The following is a 24,243-nucleotide window of genomic DNA, read 5'->3' on the forward strand; positions in this document are numbered from 1 at the left end:
AAAATATGTCAAATACCTTATTGCTTCAGTTTATTTCCCAGGCTATATTCGACAAATAGCGGGACCCATCGTATGTCCGGTTCTTTTTCCAGAGGTCCGTCCCTCAATCGTTCACTTCAAATCTGTCGAGAGGTTTCTTGGCAGGACCTTCAATCACTTCCCCATCAATGGAGAAGCGGGATCCGTGACAAGGGCAGTCCCATGTGTGGTCTCCGTGGTTCCATTCGGTTTCACAACCGAGATGGGTACAGGTGGTGTCTACGACGTGCAGTTTTCCTGATTCATCCCGGTATCCTCCACAGCGTCGTCCATTCAGGTTCACGACATCGCCTTCACCTTTTTGAAGCTCCTGTGGCTTTTTAGCTGGTATTTGAAGCTTTCCTTTAATGAGTTGCCCGGCCACATTTAGGTTTTCCTTGAAGAAGTGTTTAATGCTAGGGTCGGCAACAAATCGGGAAGGAGTATACACATCAGCATATATGTGATGATTTCCTAAAATTTGATCAGAAAGAATCTGACCGGATAGAGTACCGGAAGTCATGCCCCATTTCTTAAAGCCTGTAGCTACAAAAATGGATGGATGTTTTTTCGTTAACTTACCGATATAGGGAACCTTATCTAAGGTGATGAGGTCTTGAGCCGACCATCTGTAACGTACCTCTTCTACTCCAAGGACTTCATCTCCGAACTCCTTCAGTGCATTGTAATGATCCAATGTATCTTTACCTTGTCCCGTTTTATGATTATCCCCACCGATTAAAATAATTTTTTCCCCATTTTCATCGTCTTCATAACGGAGGGAACGGGTAGGGTCTTCTGCACTTAAGTACATGCCGCCCGGATAGTCCTTTTTCGCTTTCACTCCAAGGACGTACGAGCGTTCGGCATACATCTTTGTGAAATAAAAACCCATCCCATCATAAAATGGAAAGTGTGAGCAGATGACAACATGCTCGCTATCCAGATGGTATCCGTCTGCAGTCACAACTTGAGTGGCGTCCCCTTCGTTAATGGTTTTAGCGGATGTTCCTTCAAATATTTGACCGCCAAGTCCCGTATAAGAGTCAACCAAGGCTTTAAGATATTTTAAAGGATGAAACTGTGCCTGATCTTTCATCACTACAGCGTTTTTAATGGTTAAATCAATGGGAAGCTTTTCGACAAGTTCTCCTTTGATTTCTAACTTCTGATACGCTTCATATTCCTTCTGGACTTTCTGGGAATATTGATCTGTAGTCGCGTAAACATATGAGTCCTCTTCTGTAAAATGACAATCTATATCTTCATTGGATATTGTGTCTTTGATAAACTGAAGAGCCTTCGTCTGTGACAGATAATATTTCTTTGCAAACTCTTCTCCGAAATGCTGGATGAGCTCATCATAAATTAACCCGTGTTGAGCGGAAATCTTAGCCGTTGTATGCCCCGTTGTTCCGTTCAATAAGTGGTTAGCCTCAATTAGCGCCACCTTTTTTCCGCCTTTAGCTAACAGATAGGCAGTGGTGATGCCTGCTATTCCACCGCCAACCACGGTTACGTCCACTTTTATGTTTTTATCAAGCTTTTTAAATAGGGGGAGTTTAGCCGTTTCCCTCCAATAGGGCTCCGGTGTTTCGGAAAAAGCATTTTGGTGTTGTGTGTCCATATGAACGCTCCTTTATCTTTCTATTCCTTACCATTCTTTCCTGAAATGCAGAAAAAATAAGTCCAAAATAGGAAAAAAAGAGACTGGCTCCAACAAACGGGTCAGTCTCTTAAAGGATATTTATTATGAATGTTCAAGAACAGAACCATATTTCTCAGCAGAATCAACGGTCTGTTTTAATAGCATAGAGATCGTTACAGGGCCCACTCCACCTGGTACTGGAGTAATCGCGCTCGCTTTTTCATAGCATGCCTCATAATCGATGTCTCCTACGTTCCCTTTGTTATAGCCCGCATCAAGTACGACAGCACCTTCTTTTAACCAGTCCCCTTGAATGAAGTTAGGTTTACCGACTGCTGCCACCACGATATCTGCAGTAGAGAGAATGTCAGGCAGGTTCTCTGTATAAGAATGGCAGGTCGTCACCGTTGCGTTTCGATTCAACAACATCATGGACACAGGCTTTCCTAGAATCGGACTTCTTCCTACAACAACAGCGTGTTTTCCTTCAAGAGACACACCGTAGTAATCGATAATGCTCATGATTGCAGCAGGTGTGCAGGATGGATATTCACCAAACCCTAATGAATTTTGACCGAACCCGTGGCTGGTGACTCCATCAACATCTTTTTCAATGGAGATCGCTTCAAAGGCAGCACGTTCATCAATATGATGAGGAACAGGATGCTGCAAGAGAATCCCATGAACGGAAGAATCTTGATTAAGCTCCTGGATCACGTCCAACAGTGCATTCGTTGTCGTTTCTTTAGGAAGATGAATTCTTCTTGATTCCATCCCGATCTTCGCGCAGGCATTACCCTTCATCTTCACATAAGTAGCAGAAGATGGATCGTCTCCAACAAGTACCGTAGCAAGACATGGGGTAGTACCCTTCTCTTTTAATACAGCGACCCTCGACTTTAGGCTTTCTTTTACCTCAGATGCAACAAGTTTCCCGTCTAATACTAGTGGTTCCACTGCAATCCCTCCTGATTATAGTAAAAGAAGACAAGGGTATCCCCTTGCCTTCTGCCCAGGCGAACGGCTAAATGGCTCATGATTGATAAGGTTCGCAGCTCCCTTGTGGTTGATTCCACATTTTCGCCAGTCACTGCTATATTCATTTTCAATTTGATTATAACACGAATATAAATAAAATTTCTAGTATTAATGTTCGTGTTTTTTGTGAAAATACATCAAAAGGCTGATAGTCTGCTACATCTAATTTTCTATTCCCCCTGACTCCTTATAGACGATTTGTTGAAGGGGGATTTTTCATAAACTGTGAGTAACAAAAGAAATGAAAGGGGAAATAATGATGTTGAATAATAAAGTAGTCATGATAACAGGAGCTTCAAAAGGGTTGGGAAGGGCCCTTGCCTTGCAATGTGCCAAGGAAGGGGCAAAGCTTGCGATCTGTGCACGAACAGGTGGATCCCTCCTAAAGGTTGAGAAAGAATTGAAGGTGTTAGGGGCAGAGGTGGTAGCTTTGGAAGCCGATGTTTCTGATTCCCGGGATGTAGACCGTTTTGTTTCTGTAACGGAGGAAGTGTTGGGGGGAGTCGATGTTCTTTTTAACAATGCATCCGTATTTGGCCCTGGCCCCCGCCTTCTGGCTGATTACCCTGAAGAGGAATTCCTTGAGGTGCTAAAAATCAATGCATTGAACCCATTTTTAGTTACGAAAAGAGTCCTTCCTGGAATGATCAATCGAGGGAAAGGTTCAATCATTAATTTAACGTCAGAAGCAGGTAAAACAGGATTTGCTGAGTGGGGAGCATACGGAATTTCAAAATTTGCCGTCGAAGGATTGACTCAAACATGGGCCGACGAGCTAAGTGATACAGGGGTGCGGATGAATATGGTCGATCCGGGGGAAATGGACACGGACATGCATGACAAGGCTGTCCCCGAATGTGATTATCCACTTGCCAATCCCCATGACCATCTTGACGTCTTTTTATATCTTGCTTCCGACGCTTCGGAAAACGAGATTGGGAATCGGTTTGAAGCACAAGAATTTCAGTGGAATCGGGGCGGGGAGAATGAATGAACTGGCTAAGACATTTGATATCCCTTCCCGTTTAAACGCATCGTCTCCCATTGAGCATCAAGGATTCGAGAGAGACGAAGTAAAACTAATGGTGTTGAACCGGAAGACCGGTAAATGTGATCATACCCAATTCAAGCAGTTACCCGAATTATTAAATAAGGGGGACGTACTTGTTTTAAACAACAGCAGGACCATTCCTGCATCACTCAAAGGGAAGCAAGGAAATAAGCATCTCGAAGTTCGTTTATCCAGAAAAATAGACGATGACTGTTGGGATGCGCTTATCATAGGAGATTTCTATCAAGCGGGGGAACCTATTTGTTTTTCAGGGGGAGTCCTGGCCAACATGATGGGTGAAGGAAGTGAAAAACCACTGGTGCAATTGAAATTTAACAGGAGTGGTGTTGAGCTATTTGATTTTATTTACAGAAACGGAGAGCCGATCCGTTATGAATATATTGATTCTTCATGGCCACTTGATTATTACCAAACCGTATATGGATCAGTCCCGGGGTCTGTAGAAATGACATCTGCCGGAAGGGCCTTTTCGTGGAAGTTGATACAATCCTTGAAGCAGAAAGGGATTAAGATTGTGTTCATACAGCTTCACGCAGGCTTGAGCTATTATGGAGATGATCGCTGGCCGACGCCCAAAAATCATCCTGAAGAATACCATGTAGGTTCAGGGACAGTGGACAAAATCCTCAAGGCTAAGAATAGTGGGAAACGGGTCATTGCAGTGGGCACTACAGTCGTTCGAGCCCTTGAGACCGTCATGACTCAATATGGCCAGCTAAAGCCTTCTGAAGGGGTAACAAGCTTATATATATCGGGGGATACCCCTCTTCAACTCGTTGATGGTCTCATCACAGGACTGCATGAACCGGAAGCGAGTCATCTGGATCTCTTAAAGGCTTTTATTTCAGAAAAAAAGTTATTGAACGCCTATCAAACGGCCCTATTAAAAAACTATAAATGGCATGAATTTGGCGACATGAATGTAATTTTGTAAGGAGAATGGATATGAGACTTCATCATATTGGGATGAATGTAAAGAGTTTAGTGCGGTCGAAAGAATTCTATAAATCTTATTTTGGGTTTGAAGAGGAAACGTATTTCGAATGGGTGAGTGAGAAAATACTATTTATGAAAAGAAATGATTGTCGATTGGAGCTCATAGAAGAGCCTGGGGAGGATAACGGCTCAAGAGGAGATTTCTTCATGTAGCCTTGGCAGTTATCGATTTGGAAACGGAGATTGGTCTATTAAAGGAGAACGGGTTAGTACCTGTTGAGGGCCCTGTTGTTCTTGAAAATGGTTGGAAAGTGGTCTTTTTCATTGGACCTGACGGAGAAATCGTTGAGTTGGTTGAAGGGTAGAAAGTTCATTTTCATCAAAACCCACCAACCCCATAGGTTTTATGAAATTTTTTTGTTTAGTATTCTGTGATACATTTATCCGGGTAATAAATGAAATGACTATGGTGTAGGAAGGGATTTTCATGAATAGAGAATTAGTTTTACGTTGGTCGTTCTTCTTTACAGGCCTCCTTGTACTTGCGTTTGGCATAAGTTTGACGATCAAAGGGAAAGACCTTGGAATCGGACCTTGGGATGTGTTTCATTATGGGCTGTTCAAGCAACTCGGACTGACGATTGGTACATGGTCCATTATTGCGGGCTTTGTCATCTTGTTCGTGACGGGAATTGGAACGAAGTCATTCCCTAAAGTCGGTGCTTTTATTAATATGCTGTTAATCGGTATTTTCATAGACTTATTTAATTATGTACTTCCTGATCCCCAATCGTTATTGGCACAGTCGATTGTGTTTGCTATTGGGATCGTGGTAATCGGATACGGTATCGGGCTATATGTGTCAGCTGACTTGGGGGCAGGACCCCGTGACAGCCTGATGCTACTCGTAGTAGAAAAGACAGGATGGAAAGTTCAATGGGTACGGAATGGGATGGAGATCATTGTGTTCTTCTTCGGCTGGTTACTCGGTGGTCCTATCGGGGTTGGGACGGTCATTATCGCACTGGGACTCGGTTCCATCGTCGGATTTTCATTACCTCAAAGTAAAAAGCTTCTTCACTTTTTCATTGTGAGACAGATGACAAAACGAGACAATCCTTTAGCAAGCTAAGGGTTGTCTCGTTTTTTGTTTAGGCTCTTTTCGTAAAGATTGTTGCTATTTTAGAGAAGAAAGTAGTAGTTGATTTCCGCTGCAGGATGCTCGCTTTCCACGGGGCGGGCGGTGAGCCTCCTCGTCGCTGTGCTCCTGTGGGGTCTCACCTGTCCCGCTACAGGGCTTAGGGGCTCAAGGTCGTAAGCTAATTCTGCCAAAAAGGCAAAAAGCGCCTTTCCGACAGACTCGTCTTATGCTTGTCGCCCCTGGTCAAAGCCCTTCCGCTTTTCGTACTGTCCCGCTATTCCCGCAGGAGTCGAGCACCTGCAGCGAGAATCAACTTTCTAAGCATAAGTGTTTATTAACATCTATATAAATACAACAAACTTTTAGAAAACAACTTTTTTAAAGAGAGGTATTTCTCCACATAAGAAAGAAGTAAGAATAGAGTTTGTGCTGACAGGAGAGGATTAAATGGAAAACAATCTGCATTATCATATATGGGCAACAAACAAGCTACTAACTTACTTACAATCGTTATCGCATGAAATTTTTCAAAAGGAGCTAAAAAGTGTGTTTCCTTCCGTAGAAAGAACACTCCACCATCTGTATGAGGTAGATGCACTTTGGTTTTCGCGACTGCGTCAACAGGAAATACCGGTAGAGGTCGAGACGTTTTCATCTGTGTCAGAATGCCACACGTTTTTTCAAATCTTACACAAGGAAATGACAGCCTGGAAACATAAAGATCTTACTATTTCGTATGAAACTTCTATAGGGGAAGCTTGTCAAAATACAACGGAAGAGATTCTCTATCATATTGTGAATCACGGAACTTATCACAGAGGAAATATTACAGCTATGCTTTGGCAATTGGGAGAAAAAGGGGTCTCTACGGATTATATTTACTACTTACGTGAGAAGGAGATAATAAAAGAATGAAAGAGCTGGTAGACTACTGTTATCTCTGTCAAAAGCCTCTTTACTGTTTAGACGGCTTCTTTAACGGTGTGCAAAAGGAGAACGGAAAAAGCAGTTGTTTCGAATGCGAAGAACAAAATCAAAAAGGGGAGAAAAAGGATGGGGCATGAGTATTCAGAGAAAATCGTCACTCAATTAAAAAAGCATCAAAATAGTGAAAATCGAGAAGCAATGGAAGCATATATGAGAAACCAATTTCAGTTCTTTGGCATTAGGACCCCGGAACGTACTGCTTTACTAAGGGGCTTTCTGAAGGAAAACGGTAAACCACCGGTTGAAGAATTGCCTGACATTGTTCGTTCTCTTTGGTCTGAACCGCAAAGGGAGTGTCAGTATATCGCTCTTTCCCTTCTGGATAAACAATCCAGGCATTTAATGAAAGACCACCTGCCATTTTTGGAAGAAATAAGTGTAGATAAATCCTGGTGGGATACAATTGATCATATTGCGCCCAATCATGTAGGGAAAATCTATCAAAATGAAAAAGATGACGCATACTTAGAGAAATGGATTCATTTAGATCATATGTGGTTGAATCGGGTCTCCATTTTGCATCAATTGAAGTACAAAGAAAAAACGGACCAGGGACGCCTGTTCAGATACATATTATTGCATAATGAATCAAAAGAATTTTTTATTCAGAAGGCAATCGGCTGGGCGTTGAGGGAGTATTCAAAAACGAATCCGGGAGCGGTACAGGAATTCATCGAATCAGAAAAGCTTGCACCGTTAAGTAAGCGAGAAGGATTGAAGCATATTCATAGAAGAGGAAAGGAAGGGAAAACTGTTGAAAAGTAGTGAATATATTAAGCATCTGGACATGACTCCTCATCCGGAGGGCGGCTACTACGCTGCCTCCTATCATTCTCAGGAGAACATTACAGATGGTCGTATAAGAGAGCGTTTTTCGGATGACAGGAAACTTTGGACAAGCATTTATTTTTTATTAGAGGAAAATCAGGTTTCGAACTTCCACAAGCTGAAGTCAGATGAACTTTGGTATTTTCATGATGGCTCCCCATTGACCATTTATATGATTCTTGAAGATGGAACATTGCAGAGGGAGTCCCTGGGATTGGATATTGTGAATGGGCAAAGGCCCCAAGTATTGGTGCCAAAAGGGGCCATTTTTGGTTCTGTCAAAGAAGATGAAGGCTTTTCATTGGTTGGGTGTATGGTCTCTCCCGGTTTTGAATTTGAAGACTTCTATCTTTTTGAAAGAGAAGAGCTGGTCAACCGTTTTCCCGAGCACTCGGATATCATTATGAGATTAACGAAAGAATCTCAAATTTAAAAATTAGGTATTCACCCTTAAGTAAATCTAGTATAAAGTAAGGACAGATATATGTGAGAGGGGTATTAGGATATGAATTGGAATGATTGCATCGAGAGAACAAACACTCACTCTGTGAAATGGTCGTTTCCTGCCGAGGATGTAATTCCTATGTGCATTGCAGACATGGACTTTCAAGTGTCTCCTGCCATTGTTGAAGCCATGAATCGAAAGGCTCAGCATGGCATATACGGTTATACGACATTTAGTGATCGATACTTTGAGTCTGTCATTTCATGGTGGAAGAGGCGCTTCCAGATGGAAATAGAGAAAGAATGGATCAGCTTTAGCCCTGGAATCATTCCGGGTATCAATGTATTGTTGTCCGTATTAACGGAGCCTGGAGACGGTGTAATCATTCAAGATCCCGTTTATTATCCTTTTTACAGTACGATTGAGAATCATGGTTGCTCGGTTATGAAAAATACGTTGCTTTATGAGAATGGAGTATACTCAATTGATTTTGACGACTTAGAAGAGAAGGCACGTCATCCCAGAACGAAACTTCTTATTCTTTGCAGTCCTCATAATCCTGTTGGACGGGTATGGACGCGTGAGGAATTAATGAAAATTGGTTCGATCGCTAAACGACATGACCTATGGATTATTTCAGATGAAATGCATGGAGACCTGGTATACAAAGGGTATGAACACATTCCTCTGTTTAAAGGGGATGACAGCCTAGTAGAGCGAAGCATTCTATGTGCAGCTCCAAGTAAAACCTTTAATATCGCGGGACTTCAAACCTCCATCCTTCTCATACCGAATAAAGACCTGAGAGATAAGTATAATGAAAAGCTTACGGGCTATGGTCTGATGAGACCGAATGTGTTTGGGATTGAAGGAACGATTGCGGCTTATGAGGAAGGAGAACCATGGCTCAATGAGCTATTAATGGTTCTTGAAGAAAATAAACAGTATGTACTGAATTATTTAGAGCAACACCTTCCAGAGCTGAAAGGCATTACCCCACAGGCTACTCACCTTATTTGGATGGATTGCACGGAATTAGGTATGACAGGTGAAGAGCTGTGTACGTTTTTCTTAGACAAAGCCAGAGTGAAATTTGATGAAGGCTTTAAATTTGGTCAGAGCGGGCATACCTTTGTCAGAATGAATATTGCCTGTCCGAAAGAGCGGATCGATTTGGCATTAAGAAGAATCCACGAGGCGATTCTGGACTACAGGGTCAACCGTAACGTCACGAAATAGAACAGAGGATGAACAAATGAGATGTCATTTGTTCATCCTTGTTCTTTCGTGTTAAAGACTGATGTTGATTTACACGGTAGCAACTTTATTGGAGAGCGATGAACTTTGAAATTATGAAGCTATCGGCCTATTATGGTATAGCATAGTAGCTACTATTATTATCTAACCATTCCTTTTTTCAATCCGCAGAATCATTTTGATCTATAAATGAAAAATAACCCTGCTTTTTAAGTGAAATAGGGTCATTTAGTCGATTTTCAAGTCTTTTTAGTACAATTGACAGGTAAAATAAGGATGGAATTAGACTCTCCCCTGATTTATGATCCACTTTTTCATACTTATGAACTGTTTGTCGAAAATTATTAAATGGGCAGACTACCACTTAATGTTGCGCGGGTACTGACGATTTATGAGAGTTCAGTGCTCTTTGGGTACCACTTCTCTCACTTCCAGTAGGTAAAAACCAACAATCAGTTTTAACTAAGCCTTTTTTATAAGAAATAAAGAACAAGTGCTCCAATACTCCCTGATAACAAAACATATAGCAACATGGGAACAACGGTTATCCGGATGATCTTCCCTTCCCTTCCGCTAAGATGAACAACAGAAGCAGCGGCTACTACATTCAGGACACATACCAGATTTCCAGCGTTTGCTCCAAGTACCTGTAAGGATAAAACAGATTGCTGGTCTACCCCGATTTGATCTGCGACACTAAATTGAAAGAGAGAAAACATCATGTTACTAAACGTGGCGCTCCCAGAGATAAAGGAGCCGAGTGCTCCGATGAGGGGAGCTTTACCCGCTTCTGTTGCGATGCCTGTCAGCTTCTTACTGACTGTCATTTTAAGTCATTCAAGTGAACAGAAGCGATGACTTTTTACTCATCCCTTTACATTGGTTTTTTAAACGGTCTGTAAAAAAGTCTGAAGTATTTTTAGTATAACGGGAACACTAAATGATAGGATGAATTTGAAGATAAGTTTTGTCCATCACAAAAAAACATGTTAAACTAAGAAGCAGAATAATCATGAGCAATTATAAAGAGTCAACTGATAAATAGTGTGTTTTTGGAGTGGACATTTGTTTTTAAAACGCTTACATAACAGGAGGATACGTATATGACTAGTAAAACATTAGATCATTTTTTACAGGAAAATCTTGAAGACCTAAAATCACGCGGTTTATATAATGAGATCGATCCATTACAAGGTGCAAACGGACCGATGATTACAATCAATGATAAGAAACTTGTTAACCTTTCTTCTAATAATTATCTTGGACTTGCAACTGATGAACGTCTAAAAAAAGTAGCGATCGAAGCGGTGAAAGAATATGGTGTAGGGGCTGGAGCCGTTCGTACAATCAATGGTACCCTTGATCTTCATGTGAAGCTTGAAGAGAAGCTCGCGAAGTTTAAAGGCACAGAAGCAGCCATTGCTTATCAGTCAGGATTCAATTGTAATATGGCAGCGATTTCTGCGGTTATGGACAAGAATGACGCCATCCTTTCTGATGAATTGAACCATGCATCCATTATTGATGGCTGCCGCTTATCGAAAGCAAAGATTATCCGCTTTGGTCACTCAGACATGGAGGATCTTCGTGCGAAAGCAAAAGAAGCGAAGGAATCGGGTCAATACAATAAAATCATGATTATCACTGACGGAGTATTTTCAATGGATGGAGATGTATGTAAACTTCCTGAAATCGTTGAAATTGCTGAGGAATTTGATATCATGACGTATGTAGATGACGCTCACGGTTCCGGGGTCCTTGGTAAAGGTGCAGGAACGGTTAAACACTTTGGCTTATCAGACAAAGTGGACTTCCAAATGGGTACGTTATCGAAAGCAATCGGTGTAGTTGGTGGATATGTGGCAGGAACTCAAAACCTGATCGACTGGTTAAAGGTCCGCTCACGTCCATTCCTATTCTCTACATCCTTAACTCCGGCGGATGTAACGGCTTGTACAGAAGCACTTGATCTCATCATGAACTCTACAGAGCTTCAAGATAATATGTGGGAAAACAGTCGTTATCTGAAAGAAGAGCTGACAAAGCTTGGCTTTGACATTGGAAACAGTGAAACTCCTATCACTCCGGTTATCATCGGTGAAGAGCAGGCGACCCAGGACTTCAGTAAACGCCTATATGAAGAAGGTGTATATGCCAAATCCATCGTGTTCCCAACCGTACCAAGAGGAACAGGTCGTGTGAGAAACATGCCTTCAGCAGCGCATACGAAAGACATGCTTGATCAAGCGATTAAAGCATATGAAAAAGTCGGTAAGGAAATGGGAATTATCTAATCTTCCTATTTAAATAACGTGATAGGGTCTGGCTTTAAGAGTCAGCCCTATCTGTATGAATAATGAAATCATTCTATCACCATAGGGAAATGCAGGAGGAAAGACGATGAAAAAGATTTTAGTAACGGGTGCCTTGGGACAAATCGGTTCTGAGCTAACCAATAAACTACGTACTGTGTACGGTTCTGATAACGTCATTGCGACAGATATCCGAGAAACAGACAGCCCTGTCGTAACAGACGGCCCTTTTGAGCAATTAGACGTGACCAATGCCCAAAAAATGTTTGATATTGCCAAAACGAATAAGGTGGATACCATTATTCACCTCGCAGCTCTACTATCTGCAACGGCGGAAGCAAAACCGCTACTCGCCTGGAATTTAAATATGGGTGGACTGGTAAATGCCCTGGAAGCAGCAAGAGAATTGGAATGTCAGTTCTTCACACCAAGTTCAATTGGAGCATTCGGTCCATCAACTCCAAAGGATTCAACTCCACAAGATACCATCATGCGCCCTACCACCATGTACGGAGTAAACAAAGTGTCAGGAGAACTTCTGTCTGATTATTACTTCACTAAATTTGGGGTGGATACAAGAGGACTGCGTTTTCCAGGTCTTATTTCGTATGAAACATTACCAGGTGGCGGGACGACTGATTATGCAGTAGAAATTTATTATGAAGCAATCAAGAATAACCAGTATACTTCATACATCGGTGAAGGAACCTATATGGATATGATGTATATGCCTGATGCACTTAATGCGATCATCGACCTTATGGAAGCGGACGGTTCAAAGCTTGAGCACCGTAATTCCTTCAATGTATCTGCCATGAGCGTAGCACCTGAGGATATTGCAAAAGCGATCCGCGTCCACCAACCGGACTTTACACTGGATTATAGCGTAGATCCAGTTCGCCAAACCATTGCTGAAAGCTGGCCGAACGCCATAGATTCCAGCGCAGCCATGAACGAATGGGGATTCAAAGCAGATTACGACTTAGCCAAAATGACAGCTGATATGTTAGAGAAGTTAAAAACGAAGTAAGCAGATTGATCCCTAAGAAGCAATAGTTTCTTAGGGATCTTTTTTTATTCCCTAAGATCTTTTATTTTAAAGGCTCTTTTCGTAAAGTTTGTTGCTATTTTCATAAGAAAGTAGTAGTTGATTTCCGCTACAGGATGCCCGCTTTCCGCGGGGCGGGCGGTGAGCCTCCTCGGCTTCGCCTGTGGGGTCTCACCTGTCTAGCTCCGGCGGCTAGCCCCTCGAGGTCATAAGCTAAATGGTCCAAGAAGGCAAAGAGCGCCTTCTTAGGCCCATTCATCTTATGCTTGTCGGGGCTGGGCGAGCCGTCTCCGCTTTTCGGTTGTCCCGCTATCCCCGCAGGAGTCGAGCACCTGCAGCGAGAATCAACTTTCTCAGCATGAGTTTCTTAATAAAATCTAAATAAAAACCAATAAAATTTTAGAAAACAACCTCTTTTAAAGAGAGCAGTGGTCGATTTCTTATTATGAACTAGGAATTCCGTTTTCTTTAGATTTTATTGTCACTTTTAAGCTCTGTCACGAAATTTTCTTATAGATGGTGAGGGGAACTTCGTAGACTCCGGCGGATTTTGGACGTGCCGAGACCCCGTTCGGCTAAGCTGAGGAGACTCGGCCGAACGCTAGCCTGCAAGCGGAGCGGCTCCCCTCACCATCCAGCACATACTGATTGACAAACACTGACAGATCCCTTGTTATTAAACAACAATCTTTGCGAAAAGAGCCATTTTAAAATACGACAAAATATGACAATAATTGATAGTAAATTGGAAGGGAAATGTTATACTTAAACAGTAAGAATAAATGAAATCAAGCCCCTTTTTGTGGAAAAAAATGGTGATAACCTATATAAATTATGCTAAAATTCAGAAGTCTAAGGATTTTACAAAGGGGGATTCAGATGAGAGAAAAATGGAAAGTATTTGGGATACCTATAGGAATCATGCTTCTATTCATCGTTGTCTTGTTCTTTCACCAGCTGCTATTAGTGAAAGAACTACCTCAGGCGAACTGGAGCCGTTCACTCCCATTAGACTTTACATCAAAAGAGAGACCTCAGGTGTTTCAAAACAATGGGGAACTATACATATCAAGTAATGGGAAGATCCAAGCCTTTACAATCAACGATAAAATGAATGTAGCTGATGAAAGAGTCATTGATACCACTATAACAAGAGGCTATCCATTTTGGAGCGATGGCAACGAATTCATCTACTATAAAGATGGTAATTTAGTTTTAAGCCAGGACAATGAGGATCAAATCCTTTCGAAAGAGATAACAGGGTTGGGAGTAAGCACAAACCATGTCTATTATTGGAGTAACGAACAACTATATGAATATAATGTGCATGAAGGTTCTTCCAGGGAAGTCTACACTTTTCCAACTGGAATTTCTGATGTGCATGTAGGAGAAAACGGAAATGCCGTCATTCAGGTGGTACAAGATGATACTCATGATTTCGTCTACTATATGAATGAAAACCGTGAAGTAAGTGAAAAGCCTTTTTTACTAGTAAATACAGCACCGAATAAAAAGGTGGACGGTATAACGTTTAAAGTAGCAGACGAGCAGCTCACCTTACTATACAATGAGAAATCACGCACACAAGGAACGCTTTCCTACAATGTATACAAGGTGCAGGTTTCATTACAAGAAGTAGGATCATCGATTTTAACCGGGAGTAAGATTGAATTCATAAATAAAGATACCGGCGAAAAGCTGACGAGTCCCGGTGGGGTACAGTTTGTAAACGTTGATGGGAAAGAATCCGTTGTGTTCACTTCAGAAGGACAGCGTATTGGTGATAACAGTGCGGTGAGCCTGTATGCGGCTCCTTTTCTAAGTCAGGGGATCCTGGAGGGTTCTCCTCTAAGCACGACCAAGCATGTCACATATTCTCCCGTGCAATTAACAGACGAAGCACTGGTTTGGTTTAATTATGATGGTGGTACATATGAACTATACGGAGCATCTCAGAACGATCAGGTTGTTTCAGAAAGTACGAACTGGTCGAAAAGATCAGTAAAAGAAGCATTGAACAACGGCGTTCTCATGATGTTCAGCAGCTTGGTGACGGTATTGACATCCTTTTACTGGGTGCTTCCATCACTCTTTCTATTAATCTTATTGTATATATTCAGACCAAACGTGTTTGAAAAAGACGGGATCAGCTGGGCGGAATATGCATCGATCATCATTTTCATGCTGATGCCGATCAGCTACACTAGCAATGCAATGAACGCATATTTCTATCAAGTGGCACCGGAGTATTTGGTGTTTCCGGGAAGCGGCTACGCACTATTATTGTTGATTAGTGTGATCACCTGGGCAGTTTGGAAAATTGGCCGGGATCCTGATTGGGGATCATTTGCAGGTGCCTTTTACTTCATGGGAATCTATATTTTGTTCTATATTACTTCAATCGGTCCATATATATTTAACTTATTCTAGCGAAAAAAGTATGAGTGGGACGGGTGACTTAGATGATGGAGAAAATGAATCATATGATAAAACATACATTTTACAACAAAATAATGATCCTCATGGCTCTATTTGTCATACAGTTCATCGTTTTACTTTCCATCGATAAGCCGTGGAACGTAATGGCTGCCCTTCTAGTAACCATTGTAGGGGTAGTAGTCCTGGCCCAATTATTAAAAGAAGGGAAAACGTTTCTGGCAGAGCATCGAAAGTTGCTGGAAGAAGAAAATCAGCTGTCCACCCTTCTTCACTCCCTGCCGGATTTTGTATGCTTTAAGGATGGAGAGGGCCGCTGGTTAAAGGTCAATCAATTTGGCCGAAAACTTTATAATCTTGAAGGGATTAATTATGTAGGGAAGACAGATCGGGAGTTAGGAGGGCTTGTTCCATTCTTTAAAGATGCCTTCGATTATTGCGTTGACTCCGATGAACAATCGTGGAAAGCGGAAAAGGTAACGAGATGTGAAGAGGGATTCTATCTTCCGAACGGTGAATACAAGACCTTTGATGTCATTAAAGTCCCGTTATTTCATACGAATCAGACAAGAAAGGGATTAGTCATCATCGGCCGGGACATTTCTCAGCAGAAAATAGCAGAAGAAATGCTATTAAGAAAAGAAAAATTATCTGTGGTCGGAGAGCTTGCGGCGGGAATCGCCCATGAGATCCGGAATCCCCTTACGAGCATCAAAGGCTTCATTCAACTGCTTGAAGAAAATGAGCATGTATCCGAAAATTATCTTCGCGTCATGTCATCCGAGATGGATCGAATCAACCAAATTGTAGGAGAGCTACTCATTTTATCTAAACCTCAAATGAGGGAATACAAGGTATTTGATATGAATGAGGTGTTAAACTATGTGATCAAGGTAATGGAGCATGAAGCAATCCTCAAAGGGATCACATTAAATGTTCAAGTACCATCATCCTCCATTCACGTCTTTGGAGATAAGAATCAATGCGTGCAGGTCTTTATAAATATTATAAAAAATGCAATCGAATCGATGGATGAAGGAGAAATCCGCGTCAAGTGGAACGTTCTGAACAAAATGTTCATCATCTCGATTCAAGATCAAGGGGTGGGAATTCCACCGGATCGATTAAAGAGACTGGGAGAGCCGTTCTTTACCTTGAAAGAAAAAGGGATGGGACTCGGGCTGACCATTAGTCAAAAGATCATTGAAGACCATAAAGGGTCTATACTCATTGAATCGGAAGTGAACAAGGGAACAAAAGTAGAAGTAACCTTACCGGTGAAACATAAATGAAATCCAAGGCTGCCTCATTGCGAAGCAGCCTTTTACTATGTATCAGGAGGATTATTCAAATGACGAGGAAGTTGCCAAGTTATGCTCAATGGAGAATCTCATCAACCACTACTTCCTTCTGAAATACGAAAAGATCCTAATAAAAAACCCAGGTTTGTATTTAACCTGGGTTTTACTTCATCAAAAAATCATATGAGCAATCGCAACAATGATAAGTAAAGTCAAGAATGTACGCTGTAAGAAGATAATCACTAAGTCTTTGAAATCAACCGGGATCTTAGAACCTAGTAATAATCCACCTACTTCAGACATGTAGATCAATTGTGTTACAGATAAACAAGCAATAACGAAGCGTGTCAGCTCACTTTCAATACCAGCTCCAAAGATGGCTGGAAGGAACATATCGGCAAAACCGACAAGGATCGATTGAGACGCTTCTGCTGCCTCTGGAATTTGTAGAAGCTCAAGTAAAGGAATAAGCGGCATACCGATGTATTCGAAGAACTTTGTATTCTCGGCTACGATCAGTGCCGTTGTACCGATCGCCATAACGATGGGTGCAACCCCCATCCACATATCCAACACATTTTTTATTCCATCAGTGAAAAACTTAGAAGTACTATTGTTATTCTTCGCCTGAACAAGGGCTTGCTCATATCCATAACCTACGCGGCTATAGCCTTCTGGAATGACTTCCATCGTGTTCTTGCCTTCTTGATCATTATAGTAAGTGTCAGGCTTACGGGATAATGGCGGGATTCGTGGCAGCACGATCGCGGCGATAATTCCTGAAATGGCTACTGTTATATAGAAAGGAATGAAATATTTTCCAAGACCAACCTCAGAAATGACGACTAAACTAAAGGTAATGGATACAACAGAGAATGTCGTACCAATGATGGCTGCTTCCTTCTTCGTATAGTACCCTTCTTCATATTGCTTACTTGTCAGCAGCACCCCGATCGTTCCGTCTCCTAACCAGGAAGCTAAACAATCGATGGAAGAACGCCCGGGTAAACCGAATACGGGACGCATTACTTTCGTTAAGAGAGCACCGAATAATTCAAGTAGACCGAAATTCAATAATAAAGGTAGAAAAAGTCCGGCAAATAAAAATACAGAAAATAGAATGGCCAGAAGTCCATCTGGATTTAATAGAAGTCCACCTGTTGCGTCTGACCAGACCCATTCTGGCCCTAATTTAAATAGAGTCATGATCGCAAACACAGCACCTAGTACTCTCACAAAAACCCAAACAGGTCTTACATCGAATAGGCTAGTGAAAAACGGAGATTTTTCAATGAAAGCCGGGCGTATGAACTTTGTGATAAACGTTCCTAATACGGTAAGGATGATTAATCCTGTCATGATCGCAGGTACATAACTTCCAATCCAGTCCTGTAATAGTCCTGAAAGAACGGCGATTGGTATCGTGATCCCGTCTTCCTGTGGAATCGGAACCATAAAAAGAAAAATTCCCAATAGGGAAGGGATGATAAATCGTAAATGACTTGTTAATGTAAAGCGATGTTGTCGATTCATAAATTCACCTCAGATGTAGTTATAACGGAAAATGAAACATTATTCATTCTAATGCATACATATAAATTTGTCCATAAGAAGTTCCCACCAGGAGATTATCCATTACCTAGCTGTTTTTCCCGAACGGTGTGAAAGTGAAACATAAAATGTTCAACGATCGTTGTCTAAATGGTTGTATACAAAAAAGAAAGCGCTATCTTTCAGTACCTCTCTATTTTACTAAAATTTTAAAAAATTTCAATTATAAGATGAAAAACATTTTAAAAAAATTCTGAAATTCGGGTTATTTCTTACCTATGAAAACTAATTAATTATTTCAATAATGAGGTTTAAGTAGTATGAAAGAGGGTATAAAGAATTCATATCTTGGTAAGTCAGGAGTTGTAATCGATGACATCTTTAACGATACTTACAGAAGAGCAATTGGCTAATGTTTATCAATTAGCACAGGAAGAAGGATTGGAAGAAGAATTTATTGAGATGTTAGAAGGAGAGCTGGAGAGAAGAGAAATCGGTCGATAAGACTCAAAGTAAAAAACAATGATACGCCATACATAACGGCTGATCTCTTCCTAGGAGGTCAGCCTTTTTTATTGTCAAATGACAAAAATGCCTTAGAGAGCCTCAACAAAGTCGAAACACTCTAAGGCACTTTTAGTTTTTTTATAAGAATAGTAATCCAAGGGAAATGACAACGCCACTAATGACAAGGATAATTACGCAATAACCCATAATATCCTTCGCCTTTAATCCTGCGATCGCTAAAGCCGGCAATGCCCAGAACGGCTGGATCAGATTTGTCCAGGCGTCTCCCCAAGCGACAGCCATAGCGGTCTTAGCTACAGACGCATCCAGTGTTTGAGCGGCATCAAGCATAATAGGAGCTTGGACGGCCCACTGTCCTCCCCCAGAAGGAACAAAGAAGTTCACAATCCCGGCGCTGAGAAAGGCGAAGAAGTAAAAGGTCACATCATTTGAAATCGAGACAAAGGCCTCGGACACGACGACAGCAAGACCAGATGCCGTCATCATTCCCATGATTCCTGCATAGAAAGGGAATTGAATGACAATCCCGCTCGCGCCTTTGATCGCTTCCTGAACGGCCGCAAGAAAGCGCTTTGGCGTCCCGTGAAAGAGAATACCCAGGAATAAGAATAAAAAGTTGACGATATCCAAATTGAGGGCGAAACCGTTTTGAACAAAATATGAAAATAGGAACGCAATCCCGAGAACGGCAACAATAATCGATAAAATCATACTGTTTTCTAGACGCTCAGCAGGTGTTAATGCCTCTTTTTCAAGAGTGGCGGCAGTTTCATTAAAGATTTCGGGATCTACGGTTACAGTTTCTTCTTTGGACGGCATCAGCATCCTGTTGATGACCGGAAGAACAATAAATAGAGCTAATACAATCAGGACATTGAACGTAGCGAAGATCGTCTCGCTTGTCGAGATGACACCGATCATATCCTGGAATGGATGATCTGCTGTTGCAATGGATAACGGAATGGAACCAGAGAACCCTGCATGCCAGACAATAAATCCGGAATAAGCACTGGCAATCAGCAGTCGATAATCGACGCCTTTCACCCGTTTTGCCAACTCTTTCGCAAATAATGCCCCTATTACAAGCCCAAAGCCCCAGTTGATCCAGCTGGCAATCATCGAAACGACAGTAACAATGACAATCGCAGAACCAGGTGACTTCGCAAATGAGGCCAGGAAACCAAGAAACCGTTTAAACAGTGGACTGCTTGCCAGTACGTACCCCGTAACAAGCACTAGGACCATCTGCATGGAAAAGGCAAGCAGGCTCCAGAATCCGTTTCCCCAATACTGAACCATCTCGAGGCTTGAACTTTCAGTGAAGATAAGACCAAATCCAAATACGGCCAGTGTTAATATGACAACAAATAAAAATGGATCAGGCAGATAGCGTTGCATGATTTTGTTCGATAATGATATAAGTGCTTTCATCTTTTAATCCCCCTTATTTAATACACACCCTTTCAATTCTTCTATAATGATAGCTGAAAACCCTTTCATTTAGATAAAAGAAAAACATTGCAGCGAGATAAAACCATCCAAACGAATAGGTAGTGAAACTAAAAGCTGCCTTTGCTCCTTTAGCAAAAATTCTCGGAAAAGCAGCCCTAAACACAAGCAAAATGGACACAATAATAGCTGAAGTCCAAAACACTTTGTTCAAATCTGTACGATTATCCACAATTACCCTCCTGACATAGTAGACGAACGTTCTCTATATTTTCATACCTAAATCTACAGGGTTATTAATCAGCAGGAGGTGGTTCAGTACAACACGATAAATGTTTCATGATACAATGGGTAAAAATTATGAACATTTAACAACAGGAAGGTGTCTAATTATGATTACATGTATAGCAACAGATATGGATGGAACGCTCTTGAATGAAAACCAGGAAATCAGTGAAGCCAACAAACAAGCCATCCTGGATGCGCAGCGACAAGGCATAGAAGTCATTGTTGCTACAGGAAGATCCTATGAAGAGGCCCGTTTCGTTATAAAGGACGCAGGCATCTCATGTGATATCATTTGTGCCAATGGTGCCGAGGTTCGAAATAAAAAGGGTGAAATCGTCTATCAGGCCAGTATCGAATCAGCACGGGCGATAGAAATTGCCGCTGCCTTAAACGAGATAGGCATTTACTTTGAAGTCTATACGGATCAAGGAACGTATACCGAAAACTATGAAATGGGTATCGAGCTGATTGTCGATATTTTCAAAACAGCAAATCCGGATGTGTCGGAAGAACAAGTGAGACAAGCGGCCAAAGAACGATTTGAAAAAGGTCATATTAAATTGGTTAATGATTACGGGGTACTTTTCGAAGATTCATCTCAACTTGTCTACAAATTTCTTGTTTTCTCTTTTGATGAAAAGCAATTAACAGAAGCGAACGAAAAATTAAATGAAATAACTGGCATCGCCATCAGCTCATCAGGTAAAGAAAATATTGAAGTAAATAGTCTCGAAGCACAAAAAGGAGTCGCTCTTCAGAAGCTTCTGAACGACAAAGGTCTTTCAGCGGAGCATGCCATGGCAATGGGTGATAACCTTAATGACCTATCCATGATGAAAGCAGTGGGAAGACCAGTGGCCATGGGGAATGCCCTTGATCAGATAAAAGAATTCTGTCCATTCATCACGGCAACAAACCGTGAAGACGGTGTCGCAAAAGCGATTCAGGAAGCTCTTCAACAGACGGCAAACTCATGAGAACGTCTTCCTTTGTCCATACTGGTTAAAAAAAGTGAATAAGGGAGCTTGAAAAAATGAGAAACCGAAACAGAAGCAGTTGGTTCTTATTCGTCATTGGTCTTAGCTTACTACTTAGTGCCTGCTCAATAGGACAGCCAGATGAACAACAGGAAGAAAGTGAATCCGTCAGTAAACCGAGTGTCGAAAGCAACGTAATCGCCCAGGACCTTTCCATTCCCTGGTCGATTCAAAAGCTTGATGATGTTTTCTACCTCACCCAAAGGACAGGGGATATAATTGAAATAAAGGATGGCAGGAAATCCGTTGTGAAAACCAATCTTTCAAAGCCATTATCCAAGCGTCCTGAAGCGGGGTTACTGGGATTTGTGCTTCATCCGGATTTCAAAATAAATCAGCAGGCGTATGCCTACTACACGTATGATGACTCGGGTGACCCGTACAACCGTGTCGTAGTATTAAAACGAACGGAAAATCAATGGAGCGAGGAGAAAGTATTGCTGGACCGAATCCCAGGCGGTCAATACCACCACGGTGGCCGACTGGAAATCGGTCCGGAAAACAAGCTCTACATCACGGCCGGGGATGCCACTCAACAGGATAATGCTCAGGATCTCTCCTTTCTTGGCGGGAAAATTCTTCGGATGAATTTGGATGGTGGAATACCAAACGACAACCCATTTAAGGATTCATACATTTACAGCTACGGTCATCGAAATCCTCAGGGACTAGCCTGGACCAAAGCAGGAGAACTATATGCAACAGAGCATGGACCTAACGGATTTGATGAAGTGAACCGTATCGAAGCGGGCAACAATTATGGATGGCCAAAGATTACAGGCGGTGAAAAACAAGAGTCGTTGATTTCGCCGCTCGCGCATTCCGGGGAATCTTCCTGGGCCCCCTCAGGAGCGGACTTTTGGAATGGAGATTTAGTGTTTGCTTCTCTCGCGGGTCAAAGTGTGAAGCGGTTCGACCCTGAAACCCGGAAAGTATCAGACTTGTTGACGGGCTTTGGTCGTATTCGGGACGTGCTTGTGGAAGGAGATACCCTTTACTTTGTATCGAATAACACAGATGGGCGCGGGATCCCCCGAGAGAATGATGATAAATTGTATGAGGTGGATTTGAATTCATTGACGATTGAAGAATAAGATAGGGATACCTTCCTTAGCGTTGAGCTGAGGGAGGTATTTTTCGCAAAAAAATAACACGCTCTTCAGCGTGTTTATGAATTCTTGTTCTCATCATTGTCTTTATATTTCAGAATAGCGATCACAAACATCCCAAAGCTGAGCATCAGAGATAATACCTCAAACGTATTCATAAATACATCGCCTCCTTATTTAAAGGCTTCCCGGACATAAGATTGTCCTATACGCCGCAATAAAGAAAAAATATCAAACCTCTATAAATAAAGCATTATAATGTCATCTCAATAAAGGAAATTAATGGTGTTTTATTTAATATGAAATACAAGGATGAAAACTCTTTGAAAGGAATGTGGTGACATGAATGGAAAATGGATACTCTCATTTCTTCTCGTTCCCATTTTACTTAGTGGATGTGGAACAGATGATCAACCGGTTCAGGAAGAGCAGGATTCATCTGAAGTAAATTCCGATTTGCCTTCACCTAATACCAATCAGCCAGCAGACAAGCTAGATGTTCTTGCCAACGATGACAAAATCATAGAGATGTTAAAAAAGACCGGCGTGATATCTGAAGATGCTTCCCCCGAAGAGATAGAAAAAGCTCTTCAAAAATATCTTAAAGATAAAAATAGCAATCAACTGATTAATCAAAAGGAGAAGAAGAAATACATTGAGGAGATGAAAAAGAAAATTCAAGAGGGGAATTCTTCCGAAGGTGATACAAATAATTGAAAGAAACAGGCAAGGATGAAAAAATCCTTGCCTGTTCATGTACGGACACTTATTAGCGCATGACGCTGCCGCCTGATATTTTTACAGATTCCCCAACAATGTTCCGAGCGGCATCACTTAGTAGATACACAATCGTATTTGCCACCTCAGTCGGTGAGGTAAGTTGTCCAGAAGGAATACTGTCTTTCGCGATCTCCAGTTGCTCCTCATAACTTCTGCCTTCACGTTCACCTTTTGATTTTATTGCGCTTCTTCCCATATCGGTATCTACATATCCCGGGCAAATGGCATTTACTCGTATGTTGTTTTGAATCGCTTCATGGGCAAAGGCTTGAGTAAATCCGGTTACGGCAAACTTAGATGCACTATACGCGCTATTCCCATGAGTCCCTCTCAAACCTGACAGGGAAGAGATATTGACGATGGAACCACTTTTTTTATCCTTCATTTGGTTATAGACGGCCTGTGAGAGCTGGACCAGTGAGAAATAATTTAACTCCATGATTTTTCTTAGATCTTCTTCGGATAGGCTCTCTACCATATCACCTCCGCCTACCCCGGCTGAGTTCACGAGTCCAGTGATGGGGCCGTGCTGGTTTTTTGCGGCCGATAGAAGCTGTTCGCGATCTTCCGTGTTGGTAAGATCCGCTATATTTAGGAAGACCTTGTCTGAGTCCCGGCATTCGTTTTTCAGTTGATTCAGCTTTTCTTCATTTCTTCCTGTAACCGTCACCCTCGCTCCTGCCTGTACGGCTACTTTCGCCGTTTCATACCCGATGCCTCCTGTGGCACCAGTGATGAGGATATGCTGGTCTTTCAATGTGCTTTCGTGGAAAAGGAAACTCATTTTTTAACCTCCTTGTGATGTATAGTAGGATTTACCCGTTTCGGGGAGGAGGAAAACGGGTGAAGGTGGGGTGGGATGCCGGTTTTGAAAATAAATTCGTGGTTTTGAAAATAAATGGTGGAGAATTGAAAATAAAAATGGAAATTTGAAAATAAAAACGTTGGAATTGAAAATAAAATCCTCATTGGAGGAGCAAGACGAATCAAAATTATCCATTTTCAGTCCTAATGGTCACTTTACAGCCTAAATA

26 protein-coding genes and 1 riboswitch are annotated in these 24,243 nt (G+C 41.7%); of the genes, 18 read left to right on the forward strand and 8 right to left on the reverse strand.

Annotation, left to right across the window (positions count from 1 at the left end; genetic code table 11):
- Positions 1–103: 103 nt before the first annotated feature.
- Together AC6CIB_RS18235 and AC6CIB_RS18240 are read right to left on the reverse strand one after the other, a co-directional pair.
- A complete protein-coding gene (locus AC6CIB_RS18235; protein ID WP_498283056.1) occupies positions 104–1,645 on the reverse strand; it encodes an FAD-dependent oxidoreductase in 1,542 nt (513 codons plus the stop codon).
- Between the two features lie 123 nt (positions 1,646–1,768).
- Positions 1,769–2,623 carry a bifunctional 5,10-methylenetetrahydrofolate dehydrogenase/5,10-methenyltetrahydrofolate cyclohydrolase gene (locus tag AC6CIB_RS18240; RefSeq protein WP_498283058.1) on the reverse strand — a complete coding sequence of 285 codons (855 nt, stop codon included), beginning with the start codon at positions 2,621–2,623 and terminating at the stop codon, positions 1,769–1,771.
- Between the two features lie 46 nt (positions 2,624–2,669).
- Positions 2,670–2,767: riboswitch (ZMP/ZTP riboswitch) on the reverse strand.
- A gap of 196 nt (positions 2,768–2,963) precedes the next feature.
- Between AC6CIB_RS18240 and AC6CIB_RS18245 the strand changes: the two genes are divergently transcribed.
- The 10 genes from AC6CIB_RS18245 to AC6CIB_RS18290 all read left to right on the forward strand — a co-directional run bounded on the left by AC6CIB_RS18245 (position 2,964) and on the right by AC6CIB_RS18290 (position 9,352).
- A complete protein-coding gene (locus AC6CIB_RS18245; RefSeq protein ID WP_498283060.1) occupies positions 2,964–3,698 on the forward strand; it encodes an SDR family NAD(P)-dependent oxidoreductase in 735 nt (244 codons plus the stop codon).
- A complete protein-coding gene (locus AC6CIB_RS18250) occupies positions 3,652–4,710 on the forward strand; it encodes an S-adenosylmethionine:tRNA ribosyltransferase-isomerase (protein ID WP_498283062.1) in 1,059 nt (352 codons plus the stop codon). The genes AC6CIB_RS18245 and AC6CIB_RS18250 overlap by 47 nt, the downstream gene beginning before the upstream one ends.
- Positions 4,711–4,721: 11 nt before the next feature.
- Positions 4,722–4,925 carry a VOC family protein gene (locus tag AC6CIB_RS18255; protein ID WP_498283064.1) on the forward strand — a complete coding sequence of 68 codons (204 nt, stop codon included), beginning with the start codon at positions 4,722–4,724 and terminating at the stop codon, positions 4,923–4,925.
- 17 nt (positions 4,926–4,942) lie between these two features.
- On the forward strand, positions 4,943–5,077 hold the full coding sequence (locus AC6CIB_RS18260) for a VOC family protein (RefSeq protein WP_498283066.1): 135 nt from the start codon (positions 4,943–4,945) through the stop codon (positions 5,075–5,077).
- Positions 5,078–5,199: 122 nt separating this feature from the next.
- On the forward strand, positions 5,200–5,844 hold the full coding sequence (locus tag AC6CIB_RS18265; RefSeq protein ID WP_498283068.1) for a YczE/YyaS/YitT family protein: 645 nt from the start codon (positions 5,200–5,202) through the stop codon (positions 5,842–5,844).
- A 456-nt stretch (positions 5,845–6,300) separates the two neighbouring features.
- Positions 6,301–6,768 carry a DinB family protein gene (locus AC6CIB_RS18270; protein WP_498283070.1) on the forward strand — a complete coding sequence of 156 codons (468 nt, stop codon included), beginning with the start codon at positions 6,301–6,303 and terminating at the stop codon, positions 6,766–6,768.
- On the forward strand, positions 6,765–6,917 hold the full coding sequence (locus tag AC6CIB_RS18275; protein WP_498283072.1) for a hypothetical protein: 153 nt from the start codon (positions 6,765–6,767) through the stop codon (positions 6,915–6,917). The genes AC6CIB_RS18270 and AC6CIB_RS18275 overlap by 4 nt, the downstream gene beginning before the upstream one ends.
- Positions 6,907–7,605, forward strand: coding sequence for a DNA alkylation repair protein (locus AC6CIB_RS18280; RefSeq protein WP_498283074.1), 699 nt, complete (start codon positions 6,907–6,909; stop codon positions 7,603–7,605). The genes AC6CIB_RS18275 and AC6CIB_RS18280 overlap by 11 nt, the downstream gene beginning before the upstream one ends.
- Positions 7,595–8,101: a cupin domain-containing protein gene (locus AC6CIB_RS18285; RefSeq protein ID WP_498283076.1), complete on the forward strand. Its 507-nt coding sequence runs from the start codon at positions 7,595–7,597 to the stop codon at positions 8,099–8,101. Before AC6CIB_RS18280 ends, AC6CIB_RS18285 begins: the two co-directional genes overlap by 11 nt.
- Before the next feature lie 72 nt (positions 8,102–8,173).
- Positions 8,174–9,352 (forward strand): MalY/PatB family protein, encoded by a 1,179-nt coding sequence (locus tag AC6CIB_RS18290; protein ID WP_498283078.1) that lies wholly within the window; start codon positions 8,174–8,176, stop codon positions 9,350–9,352.
- A gap of 491 nt (positions 9,353–9,843) precedes the next feature.
- On the opposite strand, the gene AC6CIB_RS18295 is transcribed toward AC6CIB_RS18290, so the two are convergent.
- Positions 9,844–10,197, reverse strand: coding sequence for an L-lactate permease (locus tag AC6CIB_RS18295; RefSeq protein ID WP_498283080.1), 354 nt, complete (start codon positions 10,195–10,197; stop codon positions 9,844–9,846).
- Positions 10,198–10,473: 276 nt separating this feature from the next.
- Here AC6CIB_RS18295 and AC6CIB_RS18300 point away from each other — a divergent pair, with 276 nt between their 5' ends.
- The 4 genes from AC6CIB_RS18300 to AC6CIB_RS18315 all read left to right on the forward strand — a co-directional run bounded on the left by AC6CIB_RS18300 (position 10,474) and on the right by AC6CIB_RS18315 (position 16,458).
- Positions 10,474–11,664, forward strand: coding sequence for a glycine C-acetyltransferase (locus tag AC6CIB_RS18300; protein ID WP_148996291.1), 1,191 nt, complete (start codon positions 10,474–10,476; stop codon positions 11,662–11,664).
- A gap of 106 nt (positions 11,665–11,770) precedes the next feature.
- A complete protein-coding gene (locus AC6CIB_RS18305; protein ID WP_498283082.1) occupies positions 11,771–12,712 on the forward strand; it encodes an L-threonine 3-dehydrogenase in 942 nt (313 codons plus the stop codon).
- Positions 12,713–13,609: 897 nt separating this feature from the next.
- Positions 13,610–15,160, forward strand: a complete 1,551-nt coding sequence (locus AC6CIB_RS18310) for a hypothetical protein (protein WP_498283084.1) — start codon at positions 13,610–13,612, stop codon at positions 15,158–15,160.
- Positions 15,161–15,213: 53 nt separating this feature from the next.
- The gene (locus AC6CIB_RS18315; RefSeq protein WP_498283086.1) at positions 15,214–16,458 is read left to right on the forward strand and encodes an ATP-binding protein; all 1,245 of its coding nucleotides are present in this window, start codon (positions 15,214–15,216) and stop codon (positions 16,456–16,458) included.
- A 180-nt stretch (positions 16,459–16,638) separates the two neighbouring features.
- On the opposite strand, the gene AC6CIB_RS18320 is transcribed toward AC6CIB_RS18315, so the two are convergent.
- A complete protein-coding gene (locus AC6CIB_RS18320; protein WP_498283088.1) occupies positions 16,639–18,000 on the reverse strand; it encodes a YjiH family protein in 1,362 nt (453 codons plus the stop codon).
- Between the two features lie 390 nt (positions 18,001–18,390).
- Here AC6CIB_RS18320 and sda point away from each other — a divergent pair, with 390 nt between their 5' ends.
- Positions 18,391–18,522 (forward strand): sporulation histidine kinase inhibitor Sda, encoded by a 132-nt coding sequence (sda, locus tag AC6CIB_RS18325; protein WP_498283090.1) that lies wholly within the window; start codon positions 18,391–18,393, stop codon positions 18,520–18,522.
- 141 nt (positions 18,523–18,663) lie between these two features.
- On the opposite strand, the gene AC6CIB_RS18330 is transcribed toward sda, so the two are convergent.
- Together AC6CIB_RS18330 and AC6CIB_RS18335 are read right to left on the reverse strand one after the other, a co-directional pair.
- Entirely contained in the window at positions 18,664–19,977 is a 1,314-nt protein-coding gene (locus AC6CIB_RS18330) for a short-chain fatty acid transporter (RefSeq protein ID WP_498283092.1), read from the reverse strand.
- A gap of 13 nt (positions 19,978–19,990) precedes the next feature.
- Positions 19,991–20,227 carry a hypothetical protein gene (locus AC6CIB_RS18335; protein WP_498283094.1) on the reverse strand — a complete coding sequence of 79 codons (237 nt, stop codon included), beginning with the start codon at positions 20,225–20,227 and terminating at the stop codon, positions 19,991–19,993.
- A gap of 160 nt (positions 20,228–20,387) precedes the next feature.
- Here AC6CIB_RS18335 and AC6CIB_RS18340 point away from each other — a divergent pair, with 160 nt between their 5' ends.
- Together AC6CIB_RS18340 and AC6CIB_RS18345 are read left to right on the forward strand one after the other, a co-directional pair.
- Positions 20,388–21,260: an HAD family hydrolase gene (locus AC6CIB_RS18340; protein ID WP_498283096.1), complete on the forward strand. Its 873-nt coding sequence runs from the start codon at positions 20,388–20,390 to the stop codon at positions 21,258–21,260.
- Positions 21,261–21,316: 56 nt separating this feature from the next.
- A complete protein-coding gene (locus AC6CIB_RS18345) occupies positions 21,317–22,414 on the forward strand; it encodes a PQQ-dependent sugar dehydrogenase (RefSeq protein WP_498283098.1) in 1,098 nt (365 codons plus the stop codon).
- 74 nt (positions 22,415–22,488) lie between these two features.
- On the opposite strand, the gene AC6CIB_RS18350 is transcribed toward AC6CIB_RS18345, so the two are convergent.
- Positions 22,489–22,587 (reverse strand): putative holin-like toxin, encoded by a 99-nt coding sequence (locus AC6CIB_RS18350; protein ID WP_220154059.1) that lies wholly within the window; start codon positions 22,585–22,587, stop codon positions 22,489–22,491.
- Between the two features lie 184 nt (positions 22,588–22,771).
- Here AC6CIB_RS18350 and AC6CIB_RS18355 point away from each other — a divergent pair, with 184 nt between their 5' ends.
- Complete coding sequence (locus AC6CIB_RS18355) at positions 22,772–23,146, forward strand: hypothetical protein (protein ID WP_498283100.1); 375 nt, start codon at positions 22,772–22,774, stop codon at positions 23,144–23,146.
- A 52-nt stretch (positions 23,147–23,198) separates the two neighbouring features.
- Here the strand turns inward: AC6CIB_RS18355 and AC6CIB_RS18360 are convergent, their stop codons facing one another.
- On the reverse strand, positions 23,199–23,993 hold the full coding sequence (locus AC6CIB_RS18360) for an SDR family NAD(P)-dependent oxidoreductase (RefSeq protein ID WP_498283102.1): 795 nt from the start codon (positions 23,991–23,993) through the stop codon (positions 23,199–23,201).
- Positions 23,994–24,243: the final 250 nt, after the last annotated feature.

Source organism: Rossellomorea sp. GQ25, assembly GCF_059758515.1.